This is a genomic window from Chryseobacterium sp. MYb328 (genome assembly GCF_037572595.1).
Taxonomy (GTDB): domain Bacteria; phylum Bacteroidota; class Bacteroidia; order Flavobacteriales; family Weeksellaceae; genus Chryseobacterium; species Chryseobacterium pennae.
Genome location: NZ_JBBGZQ010000002.1, coordinates 210,682 through 234,959 on the forward strand (window position 1 = coordinate 210,682; position 24,278 = coordinate 234,959).

30 protein-coding genes are annotated in these 24,278 nt (G+C 34.7%); 10 read left to right on the plus strand and 20 right to left on the minus strand.

Features of this window, described 5'->3' with window-relative positions; all coding sequences use genetic code 11:
• Nucleotides 1–41 precede the first annotated feature (41 nt).
• The 8 genes from WH267_RS02980 to WH267_RS03015 all read right to left on the minus strand — a co-directional run bounded on the left by WH267_RS02980 (nt 42) and on the right by WH267_RS03015 (nt 5,115).
• Nucleotides 42–479 (minus strand): hypothetical protein, encoded by a 438-nt coding sequence (locus WH267_RS02980; protein ID WP_340005538.1) that lies wholly within the window; start codon nt 477–479, stop codon nt 42–44.
• Nucleotides 480–667: 188 nt separating this feature from the next.
• Nucleotides 668–1,309, minus strand: a complete 642-nt coding sequence (locus tag WH267_RS02985) for a hypothetical protein (RefSeq protein ID WP_340005539.1) — start codon at nt 1,307–1,309, stop codon at nt 668–670.
• Nucleotides 1,310–1,376: 67 nt separating this feature from the next.
• A complete protein-coding gene (locus WH267_RS02990; protein ID WP_340005540.1) occupies nt 1,377–1,853 on the minus strand; it encodes a pentapeptide repeat-containing protein in 477 nt (158 codons plus the stop codon).
• Between the two features lie 288 nt (nt 1,854–2,141).
• On the minus strand, nt 2,142–2,768 hold the full coding sequence (locus WH267_RS02995) for a hypothetical protein (protein ID WP_340005542.1): 627 nt from the start codon (nt 2,766–2,768) through the stop codon (nt 2,142–2,144).
• Between the two features lie 56 nt (nt 2,769–2,824).
• Nucleotides 2,825–3,235 (minus strand): SMI1/KNR4 family protein, encoded by a 411-nt coding sequence (locus WH267_RS03000; RefSeq protein ID WP_340005544.1) that lies wholly within the window; start codon nt 3,233–3,235, stop codon nt 2,825–2,827.
• Nucleotides 3,236–3,262: 27 nt separating this feature from the next.
• The gene (locus WH267_RS03005; protein WP_340005546.1) at nt 3,263–3,964 is read right to left on the minus strand and encodes a hypothetical protein; all 702 of its coding nucleotides are present in this window, start codon (nt 3,962–3,964) and stop codon (nt 3,263–3,265) included.
• Between the two features lie 37 nt (nt 3,965–4,001).
• Nucleotides 4,002–4,790 carry a hypothetical protein gene (locus tag WH267_RS03010; protein WP_340005547.1) on the minus strand — a complete coding sequence of 263 codons (789 nt, stop codon included), beginning with the start codon at nt 4,788–4,790 and terminating at the stop codon, nt 4,002–4,004.
• An 88-nt stretch (nt 4,791–4,878) separates the two neighbouring features.
• Complete coding sequence (locus WH267_RS03015; protein ID WP_340005549.1) at nt 4,879–5,115, minus strand: hypothetical protein; 237 nt, start codon at nt 5,113–5,115, stop codon at nt 4,879–4,881.
• A 327-nt stretch (nt 5,116–5,442) separates the two neighbouring features.
• On the opposite strand from WH267_RS03015, the gene WH267_RS03020 reads away from it, so the two are divergent.
• The 10 genes from WH267_RS03020 (at nt 5,443) to WH267_RS03065 (ending at nt 13,167) form a co-directional block, all read left to right on the plus strand.
• The gene (locus WH267_RS03020; RefSeq protein ID WP_123318524.1) at nt 5,443–5,856 is read left to right on the plus strand and encodes a 5-fold beta-flower protein; all 414 of its coding nucleotides are present in this window, start codon (nt 5,443–5,445) and stop codon (nt 5,854–5,856) included.
• Nucleotides 5,857–6,044: 188 nt separating this feature from the next.
• The gene (locus WH267_RS03025) at nt 6,045–6,575 is read left to right on the plus strand and encodes a hypothetical protein (protein ID WP_340005551.1); all 531 of its coding nucleotides are present in this window, start codon (nt 6,045–6,047) and stop codon (nt 6,573–6,575) included.
• A gap of 202 nt (nt 6,576–6,777) precedes the next feature.
• Nucleotides 6,778–7,533, plus strand: coding sequence for a LytR/AlgR family response regulator transcription factor (locus WH267_RS03030; RefSeq protein ID WP_340005553.1), 756 nt, complete (start codon nt 6,778–6,780; stop codon nt 7,531–7,533).
• 2 nt (nt 7,534–7,535) lie between these two features.
• The gene (locus WH267_RS03035) at nt 7,536–8,534 is read left to right on the plus strand and encodes a sensor histidine kinase (RefSeq protein ID WP_340005555.1); all 999 of its coding nucleotides are present in this window, start codon (nt 7,536–7,538) and stop codon (nt 8,532–8,534) included.
• 196 nt (nt 8,535–8,730) lie between these two features.
• Nucleotides 8,731–9,345, plus strand: coding sequence for a porin family protein (locus WH267_RS03040; RefSeq protein ID WP_340005557.1), 615 nt, complete (start codon nt 8,731–8,733; stop codon nt 9,343–9,345).
• A gap of 108 nt (nt 9,346–9,453) precedes the next feature.
• On the plus strand, nt 9,454–10,563 hold the full coding sequence (locus WH267_RS03045) for an alpha/beta hydrolase family protein (RefSeq protein ID WP_340005559.1): 1,110 nt from the start codon (nt 9,454–9,456) through the stop codon (nt 10,561–10,563).
• 40 nt (nt 10,564–10,603) lie between these two features.
• Nucleotides 10,604–11,590 (plus strand): D-cysteine desulfhydrase family protein, encoded by a 987-nt coding sequence (locus WH267_RS03050; RefSeq protein ID WP_340005561.1) that lies wholly within the window; start codon nt 10,604–10,606, stop codon nt 11,588–11,590.
• A 72-nt stretch (nt 11,591–11,662) separates the two neighbouring features.
• Nucleotides 11,663–12,133 (plus strand): GNAT family N-acetyltransferase, encoded by a 471-nt coding sequence (locus WH267_RS03055; RefSeq protein WP_340005563.1) that lies wholly within the window; start codon nt 11,663–11,665, stop codon nt 12,131–12,133.
• 24 nt (nt 12,134–12,157) lie between these two features.
• Nucleotides 12,158–12,802: a hypothetical protein gene (locus WH267_RS03060; RefSeq protein WP_340005565.1), complete on the plus strand. Its 645-nt coding sequence runs from the start codon at nt 12,158–12,160 to the stop codon at nt 12,800–12,802.
• Nucleotides 12,803–12,996: 194 nt separating this feature from the next.
• Nucleotides 12,997–13,167 (plus strand): hypothetical protein, encoded by a 171-nt coding sequence (locus WH267_RS03065; RefSeq protein WP_340005567.1) that lies wholly within the window; start codon nt 12,997–12,999, stop codon nt 13,165–13,167.
• 86 nt (nt 13,168–13,253) lie between these two features.
• Here WH267_RS03065 and WH267_RS03070 read toward each other — a convergent pair whose 3' ends face one another.
• The 12 genes from WH267_RS03070 to WH267_RS03125 all read right to left on the minus strand — a co-directional run bounded on the left by WH267_RS03070 (nt 13,254) and on the right by WH267_RS03125 (nt 24,193).
• Nucleotides 13,254–13,736 (minus strand): hypothetical protein, encoded by a 483-nt coding sequence (locus tag WH267_RS03070; RefSeq protein ID WP_340005569.1) that lies wholly within the window; start codon nt 13,734–13,736, stop codon nt 13,254–13,256.
• 138 nt (nt 13,737–13,874) lie between these two features.
• Complete coding sequence (locus WH267_RS03075; RefSeq protein WP_340005571.1) at nt 13,875–14,363, minus strand: GNAT family N-acetyltransferase; 489 nt, start codon at nt 14,361–14,363, stop codon at nt 13,875–13,877.
• A gap of 99 nt (nt 14,364–14,462) precedes the next feature.
• Nucleotides 14,463–14,915: a GNAT family N-acetyltransferase gene (locus WH267_RS03080; protein ID WP_340005573.1), complete on the minus strand. Its 453-nt coding sequence runs from the start codon at nt 14,913–14,915 to the stop codon at nt 14,463–14,465.
• A gap of 49 nt (nt 14,916–14,964) precedes the next feature.
• The gene (locus WH267_RS03085) at nt 14,965–16,029 is read right to left on the minus strand and encodes a serine hydrolase domain-containing protein (RefSeq protein ID WP_340005575.1); all 1,065 of its coding nucleotides are present in this window, start codon (nt 16,027–16,029) and stop codon (nt 14,965–14,967) included.
• A 155-nt stretch (nt 16,030–16,184) separates the two neighbouring features.
• Nucleotides 16,185–17,171, minus strand: coding sequence for a hypothetical protein (locus tag WH267_RS03090; RefSeq protein ID WP_340005577.1), 987 nt, complete (start codon nt 17,169–17,171; stop codon nt 16,185–16,187).
• A complete protein-coding gene (locus WH267_RS03095; protein ID WP_340005579.1) occupies nt 17,164–18,756 on the minus strand; it encodes a hypothetical protein in 1,593 nt (530 codons plus the stop codon). Before WH267_RS03095 ends, WH267_RS03090 begins: the two co-directional genes overlap by 8 nt.
• A gap of 1 nt (nt 18,757) precedes the next feature.
• Nucleotides 18,758–18,961 carry a hypothetical protein gene (locus WH267_RS03100; protein ID WP_340005581.1) on the minus strand — a complete coding sequence of 68 codons (204 nt, stop codon included), beginning with the start codon at nt 18,959–18,961 and terminating at the stop codon, nt 18,758–18,760.
• Nucleotides 18,948–19,820: a hypothetical protein gene (locus tag WH267_RS03105; RefSeq protein ID WP_340005583.1), complete on the minus strand. Its 873-nt coding sequence runs from the start codon at nt 19,818–19,820 to the stop codon at nt 18,948–18,950. The genes WH267_RS03100 and WH267_RS03105 overlap by 14 nt, the downstream gene beginning before the upstream one ends.
• A gap of 15 nt (nt 19,821–19,835) precedes the next feature.
• Entirely contained in the window at nt 19,836–20,450 is a 615-nt protein-coding gene (locus tag WH267_RS03110; RefSeq protein WP_340005585.1) for a hypothetical protein, read from the minus strand.
• Nucleotides 20,435–21,937: a hypothetical protein gene (locus WH267_RS03115; RefSeq protein ID WP_340005587.1), complete on the minus strand. Its 1,503-nt coding sequence runs from the start codon at nt 21,935–21,937 to the stop codon at nt 20,435–20,437. Before WH267_RS03115 ends, WH267_RS03110 begins: the two co-directional genes overlap by 16 nt.
• A gap of 20 nt (nt 21,938–21,957) precedes the next feature.
• Nucleotides 21,958–22,533, minus strand: coding sequence for a hypothetical protein (locus WH267_RS03120; protein ID WP_340005589.1), 576 nt, complete (start codon nt 22,531–22,533; stop codon nt 21,958–21,960).
• A complete protein-coding gene (locus WH267_RS03125) occupies nt 22,514–24,193 on the minus strand; it encodes a PAAR-like protein (protein WP_340005592.1) in 1,680 nt (559 codons plus the stop codon). The genes WH267_RS03120 and WH267_RS03125 overlap by 20 nt, the downstream gene beginning before the upstream one ends.
• Nucleotides 24,194–24,278 lie beyond the last annotated feature (85 nt).

Here is a 24,278-nt window from a genome sequence, read left to right on the forward strand (position 1 = left end):
ACTTCAGAAAGCAGAGAGGTTTTACTGATATGAGTCTGGAATCAGCTGATTTGATCTACTATACTCTTAGGAATATAATCAGTTGGATTTCCATATCTTCCATTCCATGTTTCATCAGGTAAATATGTTTCTGTTTCGATGTAGTCAAATGCACTGATGAATATTTTTTTATCAAAATCTATAAAAAATGTAATTGCAGAATATTCTTCTGTGAAATTTTCAATCATGCTTTTTACTTCTGGTATTGAAATCTGATCTTCAGAAATAGATTTGAAAAACTGATCTATCTTATCATCGGTTATATTGAATGCTCCATTTCTGAAATTTTGACGGGAAATATCCTGTAATATAGAGGGGCTGTATTCTGCATAATTTAATATCCACCATGCAATAGGCATGAGATAGAATTGATATTCATCTTTGTGTTTGATGCAGCCTGGAATATAATTTTCATCCAGTCTTTGTTCTATACTTTTCATATCATTAAATTGATAACTGTTCAACTTTCTAATTTTCTTTACAAGGTTGTTTCTTTTAATAACTGCTGGGCAAAGTCTCTTGACTTTGAGCCAATACATAAAATAATTTTTTAAATGACTCCGAAGTCAGGAGACTTCGGAGAGCAGATGAGCAGATTCTCTTGCCAATGTTTTCACGAATAATGATATTATTTATTGCCTATAGTCTGAGTAAAAATAATATTCCCTTCTTCGTCTCTTTTTCTACTAATCTCATATAAGTCACGATCATCAAAATAAGGGAGTATTTTTTCTTTTATAAACCCAGGCACCTTCATGTATTTTTCCAAATCTTCAGTACGGGTTTTACTGATCGTTTCATACTCTCTATATTCTTCTAAATCATTTAATTCATGTATTTTTTCGGCTTCTTGTCGGTAGATTTCATATTCTTCTTCAGTAATAAAAAAGAGGGTGCTTTTATAAGTAAATTGAGCATCTGAATCAGATTGAGTTCTAACGTTTTTAACTTCCTTTTCTATTATTTTCACCGTTCCTGCCCATTGTTTATCTGGCAGAACAATATAAGATTGTTCATAAAGCAGACCTAAATATACGTCTTGGGCTGATTGCATTATACGATAATCTACATAAGGAGGCCATGATTCATGTATGTTTTCTATTTTAGGTAAGAACAGAATTTCTGGAAAATGAAGGCCTAAAGTTAATTTGAAGATACCATTCATTTTATCCTGCCCAAAACTTTCAGTATAAAAATACAGATCATCCTGTTCGTTGGTACTATCTGAATAGTATATTATATAGTTGAATTCTTTTCTGTAGTTTTTCATGGTTTACTATTTAAAACTATCGTATTTAAAAGTTTGAAATGTTTCGTTGAGTGCAGTATTCCGCATTTTATTCAAATACCCAGGTTACATCTGTCTCAGTATTATCATTAATTACAGCATATGATTGGTCTGTGATTTCAAACTGAGTATTACTGATGGTATTTTCACTAAAAATGATACTATTAAAATTACATTCCTTAAATGTACAGTTGATGACGTGTGCACCAATGATTTCTGCACGGGCAAAAGAGCAGGATATAAAGACACAGGATGTAAAGGAAGTTTCATTTAAGTTAGATTTTGTAAAATCAACTTTTTGAAAGATGCAATCCTGAAATGAGGTTTGAACAAAATAGGCTGCATAAAGCAGTATATTATTAAATTCAACAAAGCTGTATTTAGACTTTACAGAGATTAGGTTATCCAGATTAAGGTCATTAATGATCAGATCTTTGATTTCTGTCTCATTAAAATCAGGTAAATTACCAGATGGGTAATCATTTTTATTTTTGATTGTACTGTACAAATTGAATCTGTTTTCCATTTTCTGTATTATAATAATTACTCTGCAACCAACATCGACTGATCTTCAGATATAACAGTATCATAATTGATGCTGATGTTTTCTATATTTTTAAGTAAATATATTTCTTTATTACCGGGATTGTAGTCTTCTATAAATTCGTCTAATATGATAAATATAAAATATCCGCTTATAATCTGTATTTTTTATCACTTTCCAGGTTCATAAACAGGTCAAAATCCGGATAACTTTTCGCTCCTCCATACATAGTTTTTATAGTTTGAAATTTAATTTTTTGTAACGATTTTTTTATTCCTCTTTATCCCATGGTTCGTAATGCCAAAGTCCTTCTAAAAAAAGCATATATCTTCCCGGCTGATATTCCCCATAGGAAAACAGGTAGATCAATTCATTTCTTATCAGATAATAAACTTCTAATCCTTCTTCAGATAGATACGTTTCATTATAGTTGTTAATGAACGTAAATTTGCTTTCTTCAATTACCTTGTCAAAACTCTCCTCATCTATTTCTTTTTTTAATGCTCTTAATGGGTTGTTATAAAAATCTTTTATGCTGGTTTTTTTATAATCAATATCAAAAACTTTCTGTAAAGCTTTTTCTTCCTCTCCGTCAAATAATTTTTGTTTGGTATGATGAAAGTTGGCGATCTGTTTGCCATCATCAGGAGGAAAAGGGTATGAGTCTAATGGTAAAAAATCTTCGTCTTTTATTGCTAATTGACTCTGGATTCTCCCCAGTTCAAAAGTGTATTCAAAGATTAATTGAAACGGAGTATCTTTAAAGTCTATGGTTACGAAAGGAGAGCCATCCAGTATTTCATGAGTATGTTCAATATTGGTATTATTTTCTGTATTGAATTTGTATGTAAACTGATCAACTGCCGATGGGGCATACATTATCTTTTTTGCTTTCATTTTAAATATTTTTACCTGCCTGCATTTATTTTACATCCTGAAGCATCTGGTATTACTTATAAAAATAGATTAGGATAATCAACCAGGCCTTCTAAAAATTCTGTAAAAGAAGGAGCCAATAATGTTAATTCTGCTTCTGAGTAATAAATAAAGATATTCCCATATTCTTTTTCATCCAGCGACATTGCTAAATAACCCGTTTCTGTATAACCGATGCTAAGATATTTCGGAGGTAAATAGTCTTTTTGCTCAACAAGAGAAGTCCCATATTTAATAGATTTGAAACCGGACAGGAGTATACCATCATCAGGCTCTCCAAAATAAAGATCATAGCTCAGTGGAGATCCTCCATTATATTTCAACATATGTTTTTTATAATCCTGAGGTAAAGATATCCCGGTTTTAATTTCAAATTCATGTAATTCATCTGAGGTAATGAGCTTATTTTCTATTTCAAAATCAATCATATGCTGTATTTCTATGTTAAAATTCTTTTATGAATGCTGTGGAATAACAAAAGAACTGATTTCATTATTTTTATAAAACTCTTCAAGAAACTTTGTATATACTTTTAATTGTTCAGGATTTAAAACATTTGTTGTTTCTTTATTTTCTATGATTGACATTGCCCAACAATAAGGAGGAGTATCTATAAACTGATTAATATTTTTATACTGTCCACTGGCTGGTAAAGCATTTAGATGGGAGATAAGCATATTGTTAATCCAATTGTTCTCAAGAGGCTTTCCTAAAAAATCTGTAACCAGATTGCAAATAAATTCATAATATTTTCCTCTTAAAAACAGACTTTTACCACCTTCATTATCATTGAAAATATAGGTTTCCTCATGTATTCCTTCTATAATAAATGTAACAAAATCATTTACTGTACGGTACTTAGCATGCCATTTTTTATAATCTTCATTGGTTTTATTTTTTATTAAATGATTAGGGGTCCTTCTGTTTTCGATGATGCAGATTGCCCAGTAAAAAGGCATTTCGCTTGTTATATAATAGACATCATCGTAATCTTCAAGAGTATTTAATACATTCAGAAAACGGGTATGAAAATCATTATCGGGTAATGGCTCTTCAAAAAAATCTGTAATTAAGTCAGATACGTATTTATAATACTTTCCCCTGAGAAATTGACAGTCATTGTTATATTCATCTTTGTATGCGTATATATCTTCCATTTATATTATCGGCTGGGTTCAAATTACTTTTGAAATGTCAGTGAAAGAACTTCATTTGTTCCTGAGAGTAGAAATTATCTGCAAAATCAAATAGTTTTTCTGCTAAGGTTTTCATTCCGTTATTATTTTCAGAGGTACTGTGAATGTTTTTGTATAGAGATAATAATTCATGAAATGTAGGAATGTCTTCTTCTTCCATGAGACTTATTTTTTCCTGATTTATAAATTGAAAAACATCCCAAAAACTTTTCTTTAAAAGAGGGGTAACCGGGTATTTTTCAATAGGTGCTATCTTATTCACTAAAAATTGTTCCGGATGCTTCATAAGCCACGCACAATACAAATGATTCTCATTAAACAGTAAAGAAATATTTTCCGTTATTTGTAGCTCAGTACATTGATTTTGACTCTTTAAAAAAATATCTCCATATCCTAACAGGATGTTGCTCAAGGGTACACAATACCTATACTCAAAAGGTTCCAGATCGAATGATGATGGTTGTACCAGTTTAGGAATGCCCACTATCTTTTTTGCATTCATGATCAGATCCAGCTTATGATCAGGTTCTTTTTTCTGTTCGCTGTAATCGAAGTAAATAGAGGTTAGCAAATGATCACTGGTATCAAATCTGAATGTATCATTGTTTTCTGTAAACAGCCAGCCTTTATCGCTTCCATAAGTAGTTAATATTTCATGATCCATTTCCTTAATACTGTTAGCGGTTGTCAGTACAATTTCCACATCATAGATTAGCATTCTGGGAATGGCAGATAATTGCTGGCCGGTAATAATTTCTATATCAACATGGTCTGTGAGCTTATACATCAGTTTATTTTTTTAGAAAGTGAACATTTCCTTCATTGTTCAAAGTCTTATGATTTTTGAGAATGGCTTTGCTGTAAATGATACCGTATTATCTCCATGAATTCATCTTATAATTTGAAAAATTGACTTTCATATCCTGTATTCTTTCTTCAAGAGCTTTGATACCGGTATGTAGATATTTTTCCCTCTCAGGCTCATTCAGGGTATGGGTAATATCAAATCCGGGGATTGGATTGGGGATTGGGACAGATAATTCAATGGTGTTGTTTTCCTCAAAAACATAATATTCCCATTCTTTTTTCTCTAATAGTTTTCTTTTATTCATGGATGAGGTTAAAAATCAGATACATTAGTTTTCTCATTTTCCACCAAACGAGGCTTATGATGGAGAATGATTTGTTTCAAATATAATTAAATATTGTAATCAAAAAAACAAATTTCAAATACTGTATTTTTTGGTAATGAAATTTACGTTTTCTAATCCGAAGCTTCTGACTTGGGAGAATGAGGGATTTTAAACAAGAAATAGCAAACTGTTTGATATTTGTTTTTGATCTTTCGTACCTTTACTACTTTATAGAATCAGGTTGATAGTATAAACTTCTGATCGGTCAAGTGATCTATAATTAATAACCAATTAAAATTTTAAACCATGAAAAAAATAATATTCATCTGTTCTCTTCTGTTTAGCCTTTCCATGGCAAGTGCACAAACCATTGAATCAGGAAGCCGCAGTACAACAGGTTATATCAAAAGTGACGGTACCATTGAAAACAGCAGCCGTTCCACAGTTGGATATATTAAAAGTGACGGAACTATTGAGAATAAAAACCGTTCAACAATCGGTTATATCAAAAGTGACGGAACTATAGAAAACAGCAGCCGTTCCACTATAGGCTATGTTAAAAAAGACGGGACAGTAGAAAACAGCAGCCGTTCAACACTTGGTTATATTAAAGATGATGGAACAGTAGAAAACAGTAGCCGCAGTACTATTGGCTATGCTAAAGGCATTAAAAAAGAATGGGCGGCGGTAGTGTATTTCTTTTTTAAACTGAATGAATGACCGGTGCCTGCAGAAAAAAACAGCAAAACAATTAATGACGGTCAATACCAGACAGTATATATAGATGAAGCCGGAGCAAAGGAAATCATGAAGATTATCGATCAGGAAATAATTTGACCTGCACAATGGTAACAGCTAAAGTTATTTTCTTTGTGTAGTGATTGTAGAGGATAAAAAAGAAGTGAAAAATGAGCAGTTTTGATGAAACATTAGTCCTGTTAAAAGAAAAAAAAGATCCTAAATTATTTATAATGGACTTTAATGAAAAATTAAAATCCATAGATGTTTTATTAGGAAGGCATAGGTCTGTGGTTGTCATTTTTCATGACACTCAAACTGAAGAAGAAAAAGAATATATTGAGCTGGATGAACCAGTGGCTGATGAGTATGTAATAGATTTGCTTTGTTCATGGAAGGGATTAGGCTTTCTTTCATATAGGCATCCTGATTTCGAACTTGGATTAGGAATCAGTTATTTAACATGGGATGATGAACATATTTATGGTTTTCTGATTTCCTTTGCAGGAAATGATGTTATGTTTGAAGGTGCTGTAAAACAGAAAGAGCTTATCTTAAAAATATCTCAGCTTATAGACTATGAATATATTGTAGGAGATGTTAGTGATACATTTAGAAAAAATATAACAGAAGAAAATTTAGATACAATAAAAAACCTCATACTGCATAATTCTTTTACCATTGACAGCAGAATCTGGTAAATAAAACACGAAACCATAGAACTTTTTAAACTCCTTTGTCATCCGGAAGCTTTTTTATAAAGAAAATCAATAATAATTAACGAAAACCATATCACACTTGCTTATGGTTATTCTACATTTCATCCCCTTAATTCTAAACTTAATCTGTATTTTGATTTTCTGAAGCCAACAATCCGTATTTTTACAATAAATGATGTAGAATATGAAATATCTGATCGTAGAAGATGAACATTTTGCATACCTGGAATTACAACGTATGATGGTAAGGCTGTGCCCCGATTATACACTGACTGCCAGGACAGAATCCGTAGTAGATACCGTTCATTTTCTCAAAGATAATCAGGTGGATTTTATTCTGATGGATATTCGTCTGGCGGATGGAATCTGCTTTGAAATCTTCGAACAGCTGGAGGTTTCAGTACCGATTATTTTTACTACCGCTTATGATGAGTATGCTATCAGGGCCTTCAAATTAAACAGCATAGATTACCTTTTGAAGCCGGTTGAAGAAGCCGATTTATTGGCCGCATTGAAAAAACTGCAACGCCGGAACATTGAAAAAGAACAGACTTTTGATTATAAAAAAATAGAAGCGGCATTATTGGGACAATACAAAAAAAGTCGTTTTCTTATTCAGATCGGTGATAGCTATAGCCATATAGAGAGCAATGATATTGCCTTTTTTTACAGTGAGGAAAAAGTAGTCTTCCTACATACATTTTCCGACCGGAAACTGGTTATTGATTATACCTTAAACCAACTTGAAACCCAGTTAGACAAAAAAACATTTTTCCGGGTTTCACGAAATTGTGTAGCCAATATTACGTCTATTAAAAAAATCTCCAAATATTTCAACAGCCGGTTGAAACTTGTATTCCAGCCGGATTGCCCGCATGAAGTTTTAGTCAGTCGTGAGCGGGTGCCGGATTTTCTTAAATGGGTAGACGGAAAGCATTGAAAATGATGAAAAAAATAGATAAAAAGCATAGTATTGCCTTTGTGCTGATCGTGACAATCCTGCTGGTTTGCTTCTACTATATGTTTCAGATACTGACCGGGAAGGAAAGGAACTTTTGGGATTTCTTTGTCATCAATTTACTTCCTTTTGTAGGGATTGCATTGATGGATTTTCTTATTATTAATATTATTTATAAGTATTTAAAAATAAGAAATATATATCTGCATGTTGCACTGGATCTGTTTATTTCCTCATTGTTTTCTGTATTTGTAATTTTTCTGGTCAATCTTTCACTTTTAGGGATATCTGCATTTAAGAACAGCCCGGACATTATTAAATCCGGGATTTTTATTCTTCTCTGGAACAGTATTGTGGTATTGTTAATTGAAATCTTTTTTTACAATCAGCAACAAATGGATGCTGAAAACAAAATTGCCATCATGGAAAAAGAAAAAATACAATATCAGTATGATACTTTGAAAGCCCAGATCAATCCTCATTTTTTATTTAACAGCCTGAATGTTTTGTCGTCTTTGGCCTACGAAGATGCAGAAAAAGCGAATCTATTTGCAAAAAAAATGTCAGGGGTGTACCGTTATTTATTACTGACCAATGAAAGACCATTGGTTACCCTTCAGGAAGAGTTGGCCTTTCTGGATTCATATATATTTTTAGAACAGATTCGGTTTGGAAACAATTTACGTGTGGAAGTGGTCAATAAAGCTGAACTGAACCGTAAAGTAATCCCTGTAAGTTTGCAGTTGTTGGTAGAAAATGCTGTAAAACATAATATTACGACGGCTGGTAGCCCTTTGACGATCCACATTGAAATAACTGAGGACAGAATTACAGTTTCCAATAATCTTCAGCTGAGAACTACAGCTGACCGTGGTGGAGTAGGACTGAAAAACCTGCAAAAACAATATAGCCTGTACAATAAAACCATTGAAGTCATAAAAACAGATACGGAATTTATCGTAAAACTTACGTTTTTGGATTAACAGTGGTTTACTGCTTTTTATTCATAAGCATAATGCTTATGCAATACATATTCTTTTGTGAAATTTTGATTCACTGAATAACACATTTCATCATGTTGATTCTGAAGTTGATCGGAAAAGTCTTCATATAAGTGTTTCCAACCTGCAATTTTGCATCACAATAATTTCAGTTTATTCATCAAAATTTTTTTTCACAATGAAAAAGCAGGCAATTTTATCAATTTTTGCTACGGGAACACTTCTTATGGGTACAGCTTCAGTAAAGGCCCAGGAAAAAATGTCTTTAGGACTTAAAGGCGGAGTCAATTCAACCTTTTATAAATATGATTCAGAGAGTCAGTATTCAAAAAGCTCGCCGGAACTCGGAGGTTCTGTGGGAGGATTTCTCAAGTATGATTTTGGCAGCTGGTTTGCCCTTCAGTCTGATCTGATGCTGCATTACAGAAATTCTGAAATGGAAAATAAGTTCACTGCCGAGACATCCAAATTAGAATCCTATGATCTGGAACTTCCTGTTTATGGTATTTTTCAGTATAAGCTGGGAACAGGTAAATTGTTTTTCGGGATTGGACCTTATCTGGGATATGGAATAAGTGCTAAAATGGATGATATGGATATGTACAGCAAGGATGCAGAAGGTAAATCAGCATTGAAACAGCTTAATTATGGAGCTGCTGCTATGTTTGGCTATGATTTCGGACACTTTCAGATCAGTGCTTCCTATATATCACAATACGGAATAGGATCTATGAGCAGTATTTCTGCCTTAAAGCGCCAGTCTTTCGGATTGGAAATAGGATACAGCCTGTAAGTTTCATAAATCCAGTCACATTTGTAGGGAAGAAAAGATATTATACTTGATTTCCTACAAATAGTTATTCATTTCATTGAGTACTTTTTAATCAAACAATTTAACAAAATGAAGAAAATCATTCTATCGCTGATAGCAATTTTGCTAGTTTCAACTTCAGCTTTTGCACAGGATATTCAACTCAACAGACCCCAGGAGCCTCTGAAACCCTATTCTTATTATTCAGAAGATATTACTTTTAAAAATAAACAGGCCGACATACATCTGGCCGGAACTTTAACGCTTCCCAGCAGGGAAGGAGTTTTCCCAGCAGTTATTTTAATAAGTGGGAGTGGACCTCAGAACAGGAATGAAGAGCTGGCAGGGCATAAACCTTTTCTTGTATTGTCGGATTATCTTACCAAAAACGGATTTGCTGTTCTTCGGTATGATGACAGGGGAACAGCTCTGTCTCAAGGAGATTTCAAAAGGGCGACCTCTGTAGATTTAGCAACTGATGTGGAAAGTGCAGTTGCTTATTTAAAAACAAGAAAGGAAATCAATCCTGCAAAAATCGGGTTGATAGGACATAGTGAAGGAGGTCTGCTTGCTCCTCAGGTGGCTGTAAAATCAAGAGATGTTGCGTTTATTGTAATGCTTGGAGGCCCAGGAATTCCGGGAGACGAAATACTTTTAATCCAGCAAAGACTGATTGCAGAAGCATCCGGAACCAACGAAGAAGAAATAAAGGGGACAGAGATAGTCAATAGAAAAATATTTAATCTTGTTAAGAAATCCTCTGATATAGGGCAGTTAAAAAAAAACCTCAGAAGCAGCTTAAAAAAAATATTAACTGAAAATCCGGATCTTAAAAGAGCTGATGATACGAAGGATGATGAATTCATCAACTTACAGATTGATACCTATGCGACTCCATGGATGCAGTATTTTATCAAATATAATCCTGTGTCCACATTGAAGAAAGTGAAAATTCCGGTTTTAGCCCTTAACGGTGAAAAAGATCTGCAGATCACCCCAAAGGAGAATCTAAAGGCCATAAAGAAAGCATTAGAAAAGGCTAAAAACAAACATGTAACAATAAAAGAATTACCGGGACTCAACCATTTGTTTCAGGAATCTGATACGGGAGCACCTCAGGAATACCAACGTATTGAGCAGACTTATTCACCAACTGTTTTGAAAGAAGTATCGGATTGGTTACATTTACAGATAAAGTAAAGGATAAAAAGAAATCATATATTAAAAACACCAAAAAAATATGAATAAAAATAAGATAGATTTAGGCTTTTTTCCAACACCATTTCAAAAGCTGGAAACCCTGTCAAAGTTGTATCCTGATTACGGTATTTATATAAAAAGAGATGATAACACCGGATTGGCTTCAGGTGGAAATAAAACCAGAAAATTAGAGTTCTTAATACAACAGGCATTGGAGGAAGGCTGTGATACCGTAATCACTGCGGGAGCACAGCAATCCAACCATTGCAGGCAGACAGCGGCAGCCTGTGCTAAAATGGGACTGCAATGTCATCTGCTTCTGGGCGGTGACCAGCCTGATACCTATGATGGAAATCTGCTGCTGTCTTCATTGCTTGGAGCAGCCATACATTTTACCGGTAAAAACAGGAAAGGAGAAGACATAAAGCTTTTAAAAGAAAAACTGGAACGCCAGGGAAATAAATGCTTTATCATTCCCTATGGTGGCTCAAATTCCATAGGTGCATTAGGATTTGTACATGCCGTGGAGGAACTGAAACAGCAGCTTGCCGAAAAAGCTATGACAATAGACTATATTTTTTTTGCTTCAAGTTCTGGCGGAATGCAGGCCGGGCTTACTGCCGGAAAAGCTCTTTATGATCTGAATGCAGAACTGATCCCAATCAGTATAGATAAAGACGAAACCAATGGAGTTTCTCTGGAAGAGGTTGTTTTTGGAATCGTTCAGGAATTAACATCAAAACTTAATATCAGCAAAAAGACTGACTCATCAGAAATCATTCTCAACAGGGATTATGACAGTGCAGGGTATGGTGTGTTAACAGCTAATGAAAGATATGCTATTGATGAGCTTGCCAAAAATGAGGGAATTCTTTTAGATCCCGTTTATACTGGAAGAGCATTCTACGGAATGCTGGATTTTTTGAAAAATAAAAAACTGCCGGCACAGTCTAATGTTTTATTCTGGCATACAGGTGGGCTGCCTGCTGTTTTTACATTTGCCAACGAGCTGAGCAATACACTTTGATCAATATAGCAGATTTGTATACTTTATATATATGTTTTTATCCGTATAAACCGGAAATGAAAAATAAAAGTAATGTCAATAACTTTAAGAGAAATTACCGCAGACAATTATTATGAAGTATGTCTGCTGACCACTAATAAAAGTGGAGTGCCCACGTTTGATGAGGAATTTTTGTGCAGCAATTCGGTATCTATTGCTGAATCAAAATATTATCCGCTGTTGAACCCGCAGGCTATATACAGCGACCAAACGTTGATTGGATTTGTGATGTCAGGGCCTTATTTTAGGGATAATGGGAATTTTTGGGTTCTGAGATATATGATAGATCATCAATATCAGGGAAATGGATTTGGAAAAAAAGGATTTAATGCTTTTATAGAACAGGTAAAAAGAAATGGAAATCTAGAACGGATTTACATTGGGCTAGATCCTGACAATAAACGGGCAATATCCCTTTATACTTCTGTAGGCTTCGAATTTACAGGTGAACGAAAAGATGGTGAGGATGTATATATCCTGGAACTTATCAAGAATGTTTCATAAAACGTAATCAGTTGATTTATAAAAATGAATAAAGAACTCCATGAACTCCTTTATTACTATAATGAGGAAGGATACGAAGGATATGACTTGAGTGAAGTACAGCTGCTTGAAAAAAAGGATGTTGGCAGGATAGAAAAATTGAAGCTGCTTCTTCATAATGACAATCAATATATTGTGTATCAGGCCATGCTTATTTTACTCGCATGGTCTATACCCGAAGGATTTGATATACTTGATCGGTTCATCAATGAAAAATGGGATGAAAAAGAAAATTTTGAACCCCACAGACTCTATCATGAAGACAATGTATACGATGTAATCACCAATGCATTGTACATTGCGACATTCAATGGGAAAAGCGAACAGGAATTATATCCTTATATCAAACAATTCTTACATAACTATGGAGACAAGTTCTTTGAATCCAATCTAAAGGATTTTCTGTTAAAGAAAAACTGCAGACCTCTTTTAAAAGAAATAGAACAGGCAATGAAAAGCGCCTTACAAAATCAAAGATACTATCAGGCCAGTCAGCTGTTTCCTGTCATCGTTCATTATAATCAAAATGCATTTAGTGAATATGTAGATGTTTTTAGTCCTTTAATAAGTGAGGATAACAGAATCACATACAATATGGAAGAAGCTGGTAAGATGCAACAGCAGAATTGAATACCACTCGTAATTTTGAACAGCCTGCCATCAAAAATATAACCTTGTTTAAAGGGGTATAAATATTACAGATCAATAATCAGCTGGCTGTAACACGATTGGATAAACTTATACTTACAAGCTAAGACGAAAGGGAAAAAAGATCCCAGATCATTTATAATGGACTTTAATGAAAATTAAAATCCATAGATATTGTGCTTGAAAAAAATGAATATCAAATAATAGTTTTTAATGACAGCATAACCTGGAAAAACCATAGAATGCTGATCTATAAAACTGTCATCATTATTTTTATTGAAATACGCTACCTTTCTTATGAACTGGTGCCAATGAAATCTCCGAAATCATGGGACTTCGGAGAATAATTGAACTTGTAAGAGTCTCTTCAAATATCTTCTAAAAGAATTACTGTGTAGGCTTACTTGGGTAAAGACTGATTTTTGATCATTGATTATTTTTGTTTCAATGAAAAATTATCCATATAAACTGCCTGATGAATACCGTTCAGTAAAACCTTCAGTCCTAAATGGGTATCTTTTTTTATAGAAATATTGTATGTTTTTTTATCTCCCGTTATCTTTGAAGGTTTAGCGATTGAAACATACGATTTTGTGTCGGACGTATTGTCTACTGAGAAAATTTCCAGTGTAGTTTCTCCTCCATTATCCGAAAGATCCAGGGTAAGAGTATAGTTTCCAGCTTTAATTTTTGGAGTCACTAAATACATATTTTCTCCCGGGTTGTTCATAGAATAAAAGATAATTTTTTTATCACTGGCATACAGCATTGCCTGTCCTGATTGGGCAGTCCAGCACTTGTTAATATCTTTCCATGTATCAAAATTTTCGTTGATTGCGGTTTCTGTTTTACACTGTGCTTTTACTGTTAGAAGCCCTCCCATAGTTATTAGCCCTGCTAATACGATTCTTTTCATATGTTATTTTTATTTATTTTATGTAAAAATAAGCAAAAAAGATTACCCATGAAATATCGGGTCCAATAGAGTATAAGAAAATTTTAGAAAACGAAGAGAAGGAAGTTGGGGGAAGAATTGCAGAATCTCCATTTTGAATTAATGCTCAAGCCTGAAAATAAATTCTTCAATCTCTGCTTGTCTGGCATTGGCAAAGCCTTTATCAGTACCAATTTTGGTGAATCCGCAGTTTTCCAGAACCTTTTGTGAACCAAGGTTGTCAAAAGCAACACGTCCAAAAATTGGTCTGGCTGTTTCAATGGTGAGAAAATTTTTCAATGCTGTTGTGGCAATGCCCTTTCCCCAGAACTCTTTATCAATCCAATAGGTGAGTTCAGTATCGCCCTCCATGATGAATTTTGCAATACTTCCGACGATAACAGATTCAATCATAATAGTTTGGTTATTCACAGTGGGATCATTCAGTAACCGTGTATATTTAGCAAGATATGCTTCTTTATTGGTAGAATCCTGTGATGTAAATGCAGCGAGATGCCTGGCTTCCTGATCAAGCTGAAACTGGAAAAGAATATCCAAATCAGCAACTGTTGTGGGTCTAAGTTCTATTTTATGGGTATGATCATCCATTCTGAGTGATTTGTTGATTAGTCTTCAAATATAATTAAATATTGTAGTCAAAAAATCAAGTTTATGGTGTGGAAATGATAGAATGATTAAGTAAGTGTGCTAGGGAACAAGCACTTCCATGATCATGATGTATTTATCAATTCCTTTACTAAATCCATCCGGAACAATCTCTACCGTTTTGAATCCGTTCTTTTTATAAAACTCAGCGGTATGCTGTGAGGTTTCAATTTTGTAAGGCAGGGAAGGGTAAGTCTTTTTTAACAAATCAATCCGATATTGAGTGAGGGCTTTTCCTATTCTTTTTCCATGATAGTCGGCATGAACCATTCCCCAAGATAATCCAGCCACATTATTCTTTGTATCTAAAAAAAATCCACCACATGCTACTACCTGACCATCCATTTTAACTACGAAATAGTTCTCTTCAGTATATTGATCTAAAAAGTCTTCAAAGAAAGGTAATTCTTCAATAGCAAAAAACTTAGGTAAATTACTTTTGAAAATTTTGATACAGTCTTTTCTGAAAATTTTTGTGTAATTGATGATTTTCATAAGTATTGGTTGTGGGTTATCTTTGGTGATTTAAATTGGAAAAGATTTATTACTCTTTACCTTTAATCTCCGGAAGTTTAATTTCTTTGTTATAAAGCAGATCGTTTACATTTTTTATGAAGTCTTCCTTTTTTATCCGTTCTCCATTAGTCACATAAGCAACAGATAGATCTGCCTCTTTATTGTAGATGAGAAGAGCATGTGATCCTAAGGTATCACCGCCGTGCCCATAAAATATATGATGATCAAAATCCCAGATAGCGATCCCTCTTCCCCAATCTTCCTTGCCTAATACAGGTTCCATAAGCTTTAGAGATTCTTTTTTTAAAATCTTGTTGTGAAATAAGCTATTGATGAAAATATTCAGAGCATAGGGCGTTGCAGAGATATCACCTACACCCATTACATTGAGAAAGTCTATTTCTTTATCAATAATCTTCCAGGAATCCTTTTCAAACCGGTAGGGCAGAAATACATTTTTTTGATCAGGCACGAAAGACGCCAGATTTTTTAGGTTCAGAGGTTTTATGATTTCAGAATAAAGTATTTCGTGAAAAGGTTTTTGATGTTTTTTTTCAAGAATTTTTGTTAGAAGATAGTATGCAGAATTTGAATATGCTACCTTTTCACCCGGTTCAAAGCTTTTCCCCTGTTGAATGATCAGATCCATAATTTCCCGGTCACTTGCTTTCCCGGTCACCCATACTTCACCTTCTTTTACCACATAACTTCCCAGTCCGCTGGTATGTTCCAATAGATTTTTAATGACTATTGTATTGGAATTGGGGATTTCCGGATAGAATGCTGAAAGCTTATCGTTTAAATGGAGTTTGTTTTCTTCAATCAATTTAAAAATTAAAACAGCGGTCATCATTTTGGTTACAGAGCCTACCTGATATCTGGTGTTTTGATCATAAATTAGTTCAGGAATGTTTTTTTGTCCAAAATTTTTAGCATAGACTTCCTTCCCGTTTTTAAAAACCGACAGGCTTCCAACTCCCAGATTATTATTTTCAATATAACTAAAGTAATTATCCAATTTTTCAGTAGGAATGGTTTGTGAAAAAAAATAACCTGAAACAAGAAGAAGTAAGCATATCAATTGGTTTTTCATGAGTAGTTTTATTACGTGTCTATATAACAGTTTGGCCATTAAAGATATTACATCTTAGTCTATATTGGCACAAATAAATTGTGAACAGTCTTATTGAATTGATTACAGCAAAGATCTTTGAAATATAATTTCAAAATTCAGTACCTCAGATAATATTACTGAAATTCCTGTTTTTCCAATGCCCCGTTTTTATACACTTCTGTATAGATTAATTGTCCTTTTTTCCTTGTATTGATGATGGGTTGTCCTGTTTCTTCATTATATTTTTGCAATAATTTATAGAACTTCCATGTTCCGAAAGGTAACCCATTTTTATATTCCGCTTCCAGATACGTGTAAGGATCTGTAAATTCGGGATATTTTTGTATATCTATAGAGCTGTTTGATTTGTATTCTGTCCATTTTCCTTCTTTGGTATGGTTTTTCACCATGCCCTGTTCATCTTCATTTTTATATAAACCATCTTTATCAAAGTATCGGGCAAATTTTCCGGAAGGCAGGATCTGGTATTTTTGTGCAGGTTTTAAGGTAAAAGGACTTTCACTGAATTCATAATCCTGTAGAGAAATAATATAATTTTTATCAATATTAAATAAGGTATGGCTGGCAAATCCCATTTCTCCTTCATGATGAAGATAGAGCCTCTTCATATCAATCGGCTTGTTGTTCTTCGTTGAAACTAAATATATTTTTTCAATAAAAGGTTCTGCGTAACGAACAGTATTATAAACTGCCATAAAGTACAGTGAATAATCTCCATAACACAGAAAATCAGAAGCAATCTTAATCCGGTCATGCTTTTCATTGACATTTTTATTGAATGGCAAGAAAACATCATATTCTTCAGGAAGCTGAACAAAATCTTTTTGGACTGCTGTTTCAAATCGTAATGCCTTAATTTCCTTTAGCTTATTCTCATTCTGTATGACAGACAGAGCGGCATCAGCTGTTGTTTGTTTTGAAAGATCTGAATATCCAAAGGGCAGGCTTATACAGTCCGCTTTATTGGTATTAAAGACAGGAGTTCCTTTATCTGTTGAACGGGCTTCTGTGCTGATAGTCTTATTTTCCGTTTGAGCCTTAGAATAACAGGAAAAAAGGAAAAATAAAACAGTGAAATAAGTGATATTAATTTTAGGCATAGATATCTGATATTGGGGTGAAACCGTGAACATGCAAGTGGTTATTATGTCTTGGAGTAGCGGTATGTGTGGTATGTGGTAACCGTGTAGTAACATCATCACCAGTACTGGCATTGGAGGTGTTTGAGAAATTCTCTGACCGGCCTGATTCAAATCCAAAATCATAAAGAATATTTCGAAGAATCACCTGATTTTCATAATCAAAATTGGCAGCACTAAGGATGGTATTCACTCCATTTTCCTGAGTCGTTAATAAATTCAGATCTCCTGCTTCTCCGTTCACGTGTTCTGCACTGGGATAACATGATGCATCTGAGTAAGAAAACCCTTGAGATACGATATAATGCGTGTGTCCCTCCTGTCTGAATTGTGCTAATGACCCTAAGAAACCAGCAAATGAATCCGGCTGAATACTCCTCCTTCTGGTATGCTGGAATCCATATCGGATGATAACCCCATTCTGATTATAATTAAATGCTTCAAAAATCTGTGGACCTACGCCATCATTTGCTAAAATATCCATATCCACCAAATCTACATTTCCAGGTTGATTGGCGTACCATTTATCGGTGGCTCCATCACCAAGAGTTCCATTAGTATACACCAATAACTGATGGGCATCAATCTGTTCACCGGCAGCTCTGTTTGCCGTGAAATCTATGGTCTGCGAAAGATCTCCTCTTTGGGCTAACGGTGGAACAGCATTCACTCTTCTTTTTCTGGTTACACTTACCTTAGGCCTTGAACAGATTCTGTGTTCATTATCATTTTGATCGTAATAAAAATAAATAATATCAGTAGAATGGTTATTCACAACTTTCTGGATCCTTCTCCTTTTTTCAGGGTCTGGATTAATTACTGTTAAAGTATTGTACGTATTGCTACCATGGTGAATGGTATATATATTTTTATTAACCACTCTGAATCTTCCGGTATCATCATTCAGGAAAATACCTGCTCCGTTGATTTCTTCCTGTCCATCTTTATAGGCACAGGGATTATTGTCTGTTCTCTCTACGGCCACTTCCAGATTGATGACGCCCTCCGCCAGCCTTTCAGTCCACTCATCAAAAATAGCTCTTCCATCCGGTCTGAGTTGCAGCTTAATAATGGCTTTATTGATATGATCACTTTGTAAATTACCGTAATGAGTATGGCTGCCCTGATTGTTTTTAAGCGCATCAAAATTGCCTACCTGTACTGTAAACAGTCTCTGTGCTTCATACCGGTCAGGAGATACGAAACGCATGAGCTGTAATGTATCTGTATTATTTGTCAAAGTATTGGCAGAAGGTCTTATCACGGCATCAATACTCAGGTCTGTCATATTGCTGGTCTCTATGACCAGATAGACTGTTTTTCCTAAGATGGAATCATAAGGAATCGCTTGGTTTTGTTGGTCCTGTTGTACATGGGCAGAATCAATTTTTGTAAAACTGACTCTTGTTCCATCGTCTGTTACCACTTTCTTGGCAAAATAAACATCAGTGATACGCTGTAATGAGTTATCAGGAGTATCCGGAGCCAATGGACCATTTAAAACCTGCGTTTGCCCGGAATCTGTTATTGTAATACGTGTCGCCATTTTAAAATATTTCTTTTTTTAATACGGGAGTTTTTGATATTTCTTCACGGGGATTATCCGCAGTTTTATGTTCTTTAAAAGAGGTAAGACCCAGACATCCAAATAATAAAAATACACAACCGGTATAGTATAGCCCTTTGCTGGATTTTTCATCCAGCCGGCTTTCTATCTCTTCAACCCATCCTGTTTTTTTATAATTCCTCATGGCTTATTTCTTTTATATGATAGATGATTTTCTTTTGGTAGTTTTCACCCAGAGAAAATTCTATAGTAAGCTTATGTTCCAATACTTCTTTGGTAATAAAATCTAATAAGATCTGCCCTTTATATTTGTCCAGTTTCGGAAAATCTGTTTCACTGTGATAAACAATTTCCTTTCGCTGCATTTCTCCATAAAACATTTCCCAGTTTTTATCCGAAGGAATATTACCGGTATACTGTAACAGTAATAATTCATTATCATAACGAATGGCTTCAGTCTGTACGCTTTCGTCTATATCTATTATGGTATTATCCATAAAATTACGGTAGCGTATGCTATGTCTTACCTGATCTTCCTTCTCATTGTATCTTCCATAAAACTGATGGAGGATCATTCCGAAATGATTATACTTTAAAAAATCTTTAGCCACCAAATCTTCATTCCGGTACAAAGATTTTAAAAACTGATAAAAATCGTCTGCCTGTTTACCAACATAGGATCGGGAAAGCTTTTCTACTTTTTTTTCCACTTTATTCTGGAGAATAGGTAGATTCTGTATGATTTTTAATCTTCCATATTCGTCTGTTATGAGCTTTACATCATTATTGATCTCTGCAATCCTGTCTAAAAAATCCTTTTCTGATGACGAGAGTTCTTTATCCCGGTGAACTCTGTCAAAAATTTCAATATGATATTCAAATCCTTCTGCTTCTAAACGCTTCAGCGTAACATGAAAAACTTTGTTGAGTTCACTTCTATGAGTTTCCCCATGGGCAGTGGTATATTCATTATAGGTGTAGCGGTAAAATTTCTTTCCTTCCTGAAGGTTTAATTTAACATGTATGGGAAACACTGCTTCCATTATTTTTCGCTCTTGCTATTGCCAATTGAACTTGGTATTTGTTTTCTTCTTCTCTAAACACTCCTGTACACTGTATTCCGAAGGACACAGAAAGCAATTCTTATCTGAGTTTATAAAATAAGAATTCAGATTAATTTCCTGGCTTTGCAGCAATACATGGTGGGTATCTTTTTCACATATTGAAGTAGCAGGATAATCCACATAGTCATCTTTGGCTATTTTATGATGATTAACAGTGGAACTCACTTTGCTTACCCCGGTAATAACAACATTATTTTTAATTTTTTTAATCTTAAAAACGTGCGAATCAGAAGTATTGAGACTATTGTATTTGATCGACAGATCTTTGGCAGACTGATCCAATATAAGCTCATAATCTTCCTGAAAGATGTTCTTGCTATCAATATTATTTAAAGAAACGGGTACTCTGAAGGTAAAATCCCTGCCATCTATTTTCACCGTTCTCAAAGCATAACAGCTGTCACACTTTATATCACTTGTCTGATTTATAAATCCTACTTTTTTCCTGTTCTGCAAAACCGCAATATTGTCATTGCTTCCTGAAATACTCTGGCAGCTGTTCAGCGAATAAAAAAGGAGGAAAAACAGGTATATTATTTGTTTACGCATTCTGTATCGTATTTAAAAAATTCTTTAGTCCACTTGGTGTAATTTTTTCTTTCCGCTATATTGGTTTGACCTCCATTAATAGCTTGTGTTACCTTCTCAACATCTGAGTCCGCCAATCCATTATCCATCGCAGCAATAGTATCGGTCTTATGAATGGTGGAAAACCAGCCGGCAGAATTAAAGGCATGGAATAAATTTTCAGAAATGTTTTTGGCATAAGTCTTTAAATCTTCATAAAAAGCTTCATCCAGACCTTTTTCCCGTGCTTTTGGTCTGTTTGTTACACATTCTCCAACGCCCTCATAGCCGGATCTGAACTTTATATAAGTGTCATAATGTTTAGTACCATTCACATAATCATAATAGGCCAGATAATTATAATCATGGGTTATCTGTTTCATTCCTCTTCCCTGGAAAGGAACACCGCCTTTATAATTGGCAGGAACAGAGTCCCGGCTTTCATAAGTATAGGTGAAACTGATGGTTTCTAAATACATCTGTCCCAGAAAATGAATTTTTCTTCTGCAGGTTTTAATGCTGAATTTCTTAAACATCGCATTCATTTCATCAGTAAACAGCTTTATCTTATCCCTGTTTTCAGAGATCTTTCCGCTGGTAATACCAATAGCCGTTATTTTTTCTTTGCCTCCATTAAAAAATGCATCTCTTTTCGATTTGTAATTCTGCTCATCTCTTAAATGGTAAATTAAATCGATCATTTCATCCACTGTGATATCTCTGTTACAGTAGCAAGGCGTTCCGGCAATTTCAAACCTTTCGCCGTCTTTATTTAAAAACTCATGGGTTTCATCCGGAAATATAATCTTATCCTGTGTATCTTTTACTTCAGCTTTAAAATATAAGAAAGCATTTACATCCGCTCTTTTTGCAAATTTTTCTACCAATTTCTTTACATCCTGATCACTTTTAGGACGTAGCGTTATTTCTTTAGAATACTCCAGCTTTCCGTTGATCGGGAATTCAATCGTGGTTTTTTCCGTATCACCATCCAAAAATTTTACAGGATTATCATATACGTTTTCCGGATTGGTTAATTTATTTTCATGGATTTCCACAGAGAGCTTTCCACTGAATCCCTGGCATTCTGCGACCACCCAGACTTTCTTTTTAATAACGCTTTTATCAAGTTTTTCGAAATTAAAAACAGGTTGGCCATCCTTCGTTTCCTGTACTTCTTCTTCCCAGGTAATTTTTACCGATTCTTTGGCTTTTAATTTTACCGAATCTTCTTTATCAGCCTGTATGTTTCTTCTTCCTTTTTGTTCATACTTCTTTTTGACATCAGATACCAGCCCGCCGCTTTTTACAGGATACGTTTCTTCTTTGGGTACCCAGGTCATTTTAGGAATCTTCTTAGCAAAATATATTTTCACCACATGTACCTCATGATCTTTCTGGCTTTGCTTATCATAAGCTATTTGACGGGGATTTGCTGTATAACTGTCTTTTTCTTGTTCGTCACTCATATCATTACATTTTGAGCTGATTAGTAAAAATCCTTTGAGTTTTTATACTTTGTTTTCAGGTCTTTGATCACTTTCGACTTTAATTGGGAAGGCAAATCTTTTAAGGTGACATTCAGATCATCTTTGATTTTGCAGGTATTGTCTTCTCCACAATAGTATTTGATATGATGCAGATACTTTTTATGCTTATAAAACGTAATGTATGAGACCTGTGTGTCATTATCCATATTTCCGCAATAGGTAAAAGGGATTAAGACAGCCTGATGTTTATCTATTGTAAAATTGGAGATATTTCCTGTTTTTAAATTGATTAAACCAGATTGTGCATACGGATAATTGTAAGTTACATTATCTGTATAATGTTTATTTTGAACCGTAGCATTGATGAGGGTTACCGCACCGTCAAACCTGTTTTTTTCAGCATTACAGGGGTTTATGACTTTTACGGTCAGTTTATTGGACACCGTTCCGTCTTTAAAATTTTTACTGACCATCAATGAATCCTGATAATATACTTTCAAACTGTCATGCACAGATTTTTGCCCGAACACAGGAACGAAGAAAAATAATATCAGACTAGTAACTAAGCTTTTCATTTTTTGTATAATAAATAGGTAATTCATCATCTTCAGTCTTTTTAGTGTATTCTGTAGGATACATGGATGAGGTTCTGTCTGAATAAGATCCTACACAAACTTTGTTTCCCTGATTTCCTCCGAGATAATATATGGTTTTACCGTCACTGCTTTTTCCAACAGCCATACTTACGTGATGTTTATTGGATAAAACACATATTGAACCCAGCAAAGGTTTATTCCCTGCGATCAGTTTTCCCCATACCGGATCATCAAATTCTTCTTTTTCCAATCCTTTTTTATCGGTTGGATTTTTCTTAAACCCTTGTCTGTATCTGGTCTTTTCTTCACCGTATGAATAAGCTCCCGGATCTAATTGGGCAGAATATCCGCTCTTGTTCAGACACCAGCCTACAAATGAGGCGCACCAGGAACTGTTACCCGTATCAGCACAGGCTTTGGGTTTATTTTGTCGGTTGATGGCGTGATATTCATCCACGATCTTGGAACAGTGGGTAGCTTCAGATATGCCAAGCTCCTGTTCTTCACGGGCTTTCACAATCCACGGCTGTTCAAAGTATTTGATTTTAAAATACTGACCGCCTTCATTTAAAAAAGTGTTTTTTAAACTGCCGCTTCCTTGTTTCCCCAGATATTCAACTTTGGGTTCATCAGAAGTTACTTCAATATAGACTGATGCTTCTTTATCAGGACTTGCAGCAATGAGTTTGGCTAAATTAAATGACAAATCATCAGCACGCTGATTGAGCATCAGCTTAACCACTGCTTTGTTTTTAAACTGACTTGCATTTTCTATCGTGGAGTCATTGGCCAGATTATCAACCTCTACTTCAAATTCAGTTTTTGCTTTTATGCCTGCATATTTTGAAGCATCTGTAATTTTTTCTACCTCTTTTAAGTCAATTAAACCTACCTCAGTATTGACGTCTGATAAGACTTTATTCTTACCACTTTTAACCTTAACTTTTATTTTCTTTCCTGTGAGTCCTTCAGTCTCAACGACTAAAGCAACCTGGTAACTCAATCCCCGTTCAGATATTTTTTCTGCAGTTATTTTAGTGGTATCCACTTTCTTTTTAACTGTAACTTTCTTGCCCAGTTTTTTGTTGAATACTTCTTCTTCTTTTTCAACAGCAGCTCCTTTCTCAGCAGTCCATTTTACGAAATAAGCATCAAGGATTTTAGGAGCATTACTATTCTGGATTTCACTTTTTATACTTTCCGCTTTCGGAATTGGAGATGGAGACGCAGAATTAAATTCAGGGTCACAATTAATATAAGACTCTTTTACCAAAACGGTTTGTTCCTGTATATTAGTGGTTCCTGGATTTTGCCATGGCGTTAATTTGATAACGCTCATACAGGGTGGGGGAGACATGTTTCTTGCCGGCCATTTGGGATGTCCGCAGGTTCCTTTAAACTGAAGGTTAACCATATTGTTCCCATCACCTACTGTCGCAAATGGCTGATCCTGAAGGTTGATATCGTTGGAGGTCACTTTCAGCTCTCCTGGCCCCTGAGCATAGGGACACTTCAGCGTAGCTCCGTTCATTACCATTTCTCTTTTTTCGGTAGGAGAAGGTTCGCTGGATTTTTTCTGTTGTTCTGCTCTTTTTTCAGAAAGCTTTTGATCGTGCGCTGAAGTTTTCTGATCTTCCATGTGTTACTATTTTGGATTGGATTCAATGGTTGAGGTTGTCATCATGTTCTTGAGGGTGCCAATGAAAATTGACTTTCATGCCTCA

What these genes read in the sequence shown, in the direction of transcription:
- WH267_RS03030 (WP_340005553.1), top strand. Translation starts at nt 6,778, where the DNA reads ATGAAATATCTGATCGTAGAAGATGAACATTTTGCATACCTGGAATTA.
- WH267_RS03045 (WP_340005559.1), top strand. Translation starts at nt 9,454, where the DNA reads ATGAAGAAAATCATTCTATCGCTGATAGCAATTTTGCTAGTTTCAACT.
- WH267_RS03110 (WP_340005585.1), bottom strand. Translation starts at nt 20,450, where the DNA reads ATGCGTAAACAAATAATATACCTGTTTTTCCTCCTTTTTTATTCGCTG.
- WH267_RS03070 (WP_340005569.1), bottom strand. Translation starts at nt 13,736, where the DNA reads ATGAAAAGAATCGTATTAGCAGGGCTAATAACTATGGGAGGGCTTCTA.
- WH267_RS03085 (WP_340005575.1), bottom strand. Translation starts at nt 16,029, where the DNA reads ATGAAAAACCAATTGATATGCTTACTTCTTCTTGTTTCAGGTTATTTT.
- WH267_RS03120 (WP_340005589.1), bottom strand. Translation starts at nt 22,533, where the DNA reads ATGAAAAGCTTAGTTACTAGTCTGATATTATTTTTCTTCGTTCCTGTG.
- WH267_RS03020 (WP_123318524.1), top strand. Translation starts at nt 5,443, where the DNA reads ATGAAAAAAATAATATTCATCTGTTCTCTTCTGTTTAGCCTTTCCATG.
- WH267_RS03000 (WP_340005544.1), bottom strand. Translation starts at nt 3,235, where the DNA reads ATGATTGATTTTGAAATAGAAAATAAGCTCATTACCTCAGATGAATTA.
- WH267_RS02990 (WP_340005540.1), bottom strand. Translation starts at nt 1,853, where the DNA reads ATGGAAAACAGATTCAATTTGTACAGTACAATCAAAAATAAAAATGAT.
- WH267_RS03100 (WP_340005581.1), bottom strand. Translation starts at nt 18,961, where the DNA reads ATGAGGAATTATAAAAAAACAGGATGGGTTGAAGAGATAGAAAGCCGG.
- WH267_RS03055 (WP_340005563.1), top strand. Translation starts at nt 11,663, where the DNA reads ATGTCAATAACTTTAAGAGAAATTACCGCAGACAATTATTATGAAGTA.
- WH267_RS03115 (WP_340005587.1), bottom strand. Translation starts at nt 21,937, where the DNA reads ATGAGTGACGAACAAGAAAAAGACAGTTATACAGCAAATCCCCGTCAA.
- WH267_RS03005 (WP_340005546.1), bottom strand. Translation starts at nt 3,964, where the DNA reads ATGGAAGATATATACGCATACAAAGATGAATATAACAATGACTGTCAA.
- WH267_RS03125 (WP_340005592.1), bottom strand. Translation starts at nt 24,193, where the DNA reads ATGGAAGATCAGAAAACTTCAGCGCACGATCAAAAGCTTTCTGAAAAA.
- WH267_RS03010 (WP_340005547.1), bottom strand. Translation starts at nt 4,790, where the DNA reads ATGTATAAGCTCACAGACCATGTTGATATAGAAATTATTACCGGCCAG.
- WH267_RS03025 (WP_340005551.1), top strand. Translation starts at nt 6,045, where the DNA reads ATGAGCAGTTTTGATGAAACATTAGTCCTGTTAAAAGAAAAAAAAGAT.
- WH267_RS03050 (WP_340005561.1), top strand. Translation starts at nt 10,604, where the DNA reads ATGAATAAAAATAAGATAGATTTAGGCTTTTTTCCAACACCATTTCAA.
- WH267_RS03105 (WP_340005583.1), bottom strand. Translation starts at nt 19,820, where the DNA reads ATGGAAGCAGTGTTTCCCATACATGTTAAATTAAACCTTCAGGAAGGA.
- WH267_RS02985 (WP_340005539.1), bottom strand. Translation starts at nt 1,309, where the DNA reads ATGAAAAACTACAGAAAAGAATTCAACTATATAATATACTATTCAGAT.
- WH267_RS02980 (WP_340005538.1), bottom strand. Translation starts at nt 479, where the DNA reads ATGAAAAGTATAGAACAAAGACTGGATGAAAATTATATTCCAGGCTGC.
- WH267_RS03060 (WP_340005565.1), top strand. Translation starts at nt 12,158, where the DNA reads ATGAATAAAGAACTCCATGAACTCCTTTATTACTATAATGAGGAAGGA.
- WH267_RS03035 (WP_340005555.1), top strand. Translation starts at nt 7,536, where the DNA reads ATGATGAAAAAAATAGATAAAAAGCATAGTATTGCCTTTGTGCTGATC.
- WH267_RS02995 (WP_340005542.1), bottom strand. Translation starts at nt 2,768, where the DNA reads ATGAAAGCAAAAAAGATAATGTATGCCCCATCGGCAGTTGATCAGTTT.
- WH267_RS03040 (WP_340005557.1), top strand. Translation starts at nt 8,731, where the DNA reads ATGAAAAAGCAGGCAATTTTATCAATTTTTGCTACGGGAACACTTCTT.
- WH267_RS03090 (WP_340005577.1), bottom strand. Translation starts at nt 17,171, where the DNA reads ATGCCTAAAATTAATATCACTTATTTCACTGTTTTATTTTTCCTTTTT.
- WH267_RS03095 (WP_340005579.1), bottom strand. Translation starts at nt 18,756, where the DNA reads ATGGCGACACGTATTACAATAACAGATTCCGGGCAAACGCAGGTTTTA.
- WH267_RS03075 (WP_340005571.1), bottom strand. Translation starts at nt 14,363, where the DNA reads ATGGATGATCATACCCATAAAATAGAACTTAGACCCACAACAGTTGCT.
- WH267_RS03015 (WP_340005549.1), bottom strand. Translation starts at nt 5,115, where the DNA reads ATGAATAAAAGAAAACTATTAGAGAAAAAAGAATGGGAATATTATGTT.
- WH267_RS03080 (WP_340005573.1), bottom strand. Translation starts at nt 14,915, where the DNA reads ATGAAAATCATCAATTACACAAAAATTTTCAGAAAAGACTGTATCAAA.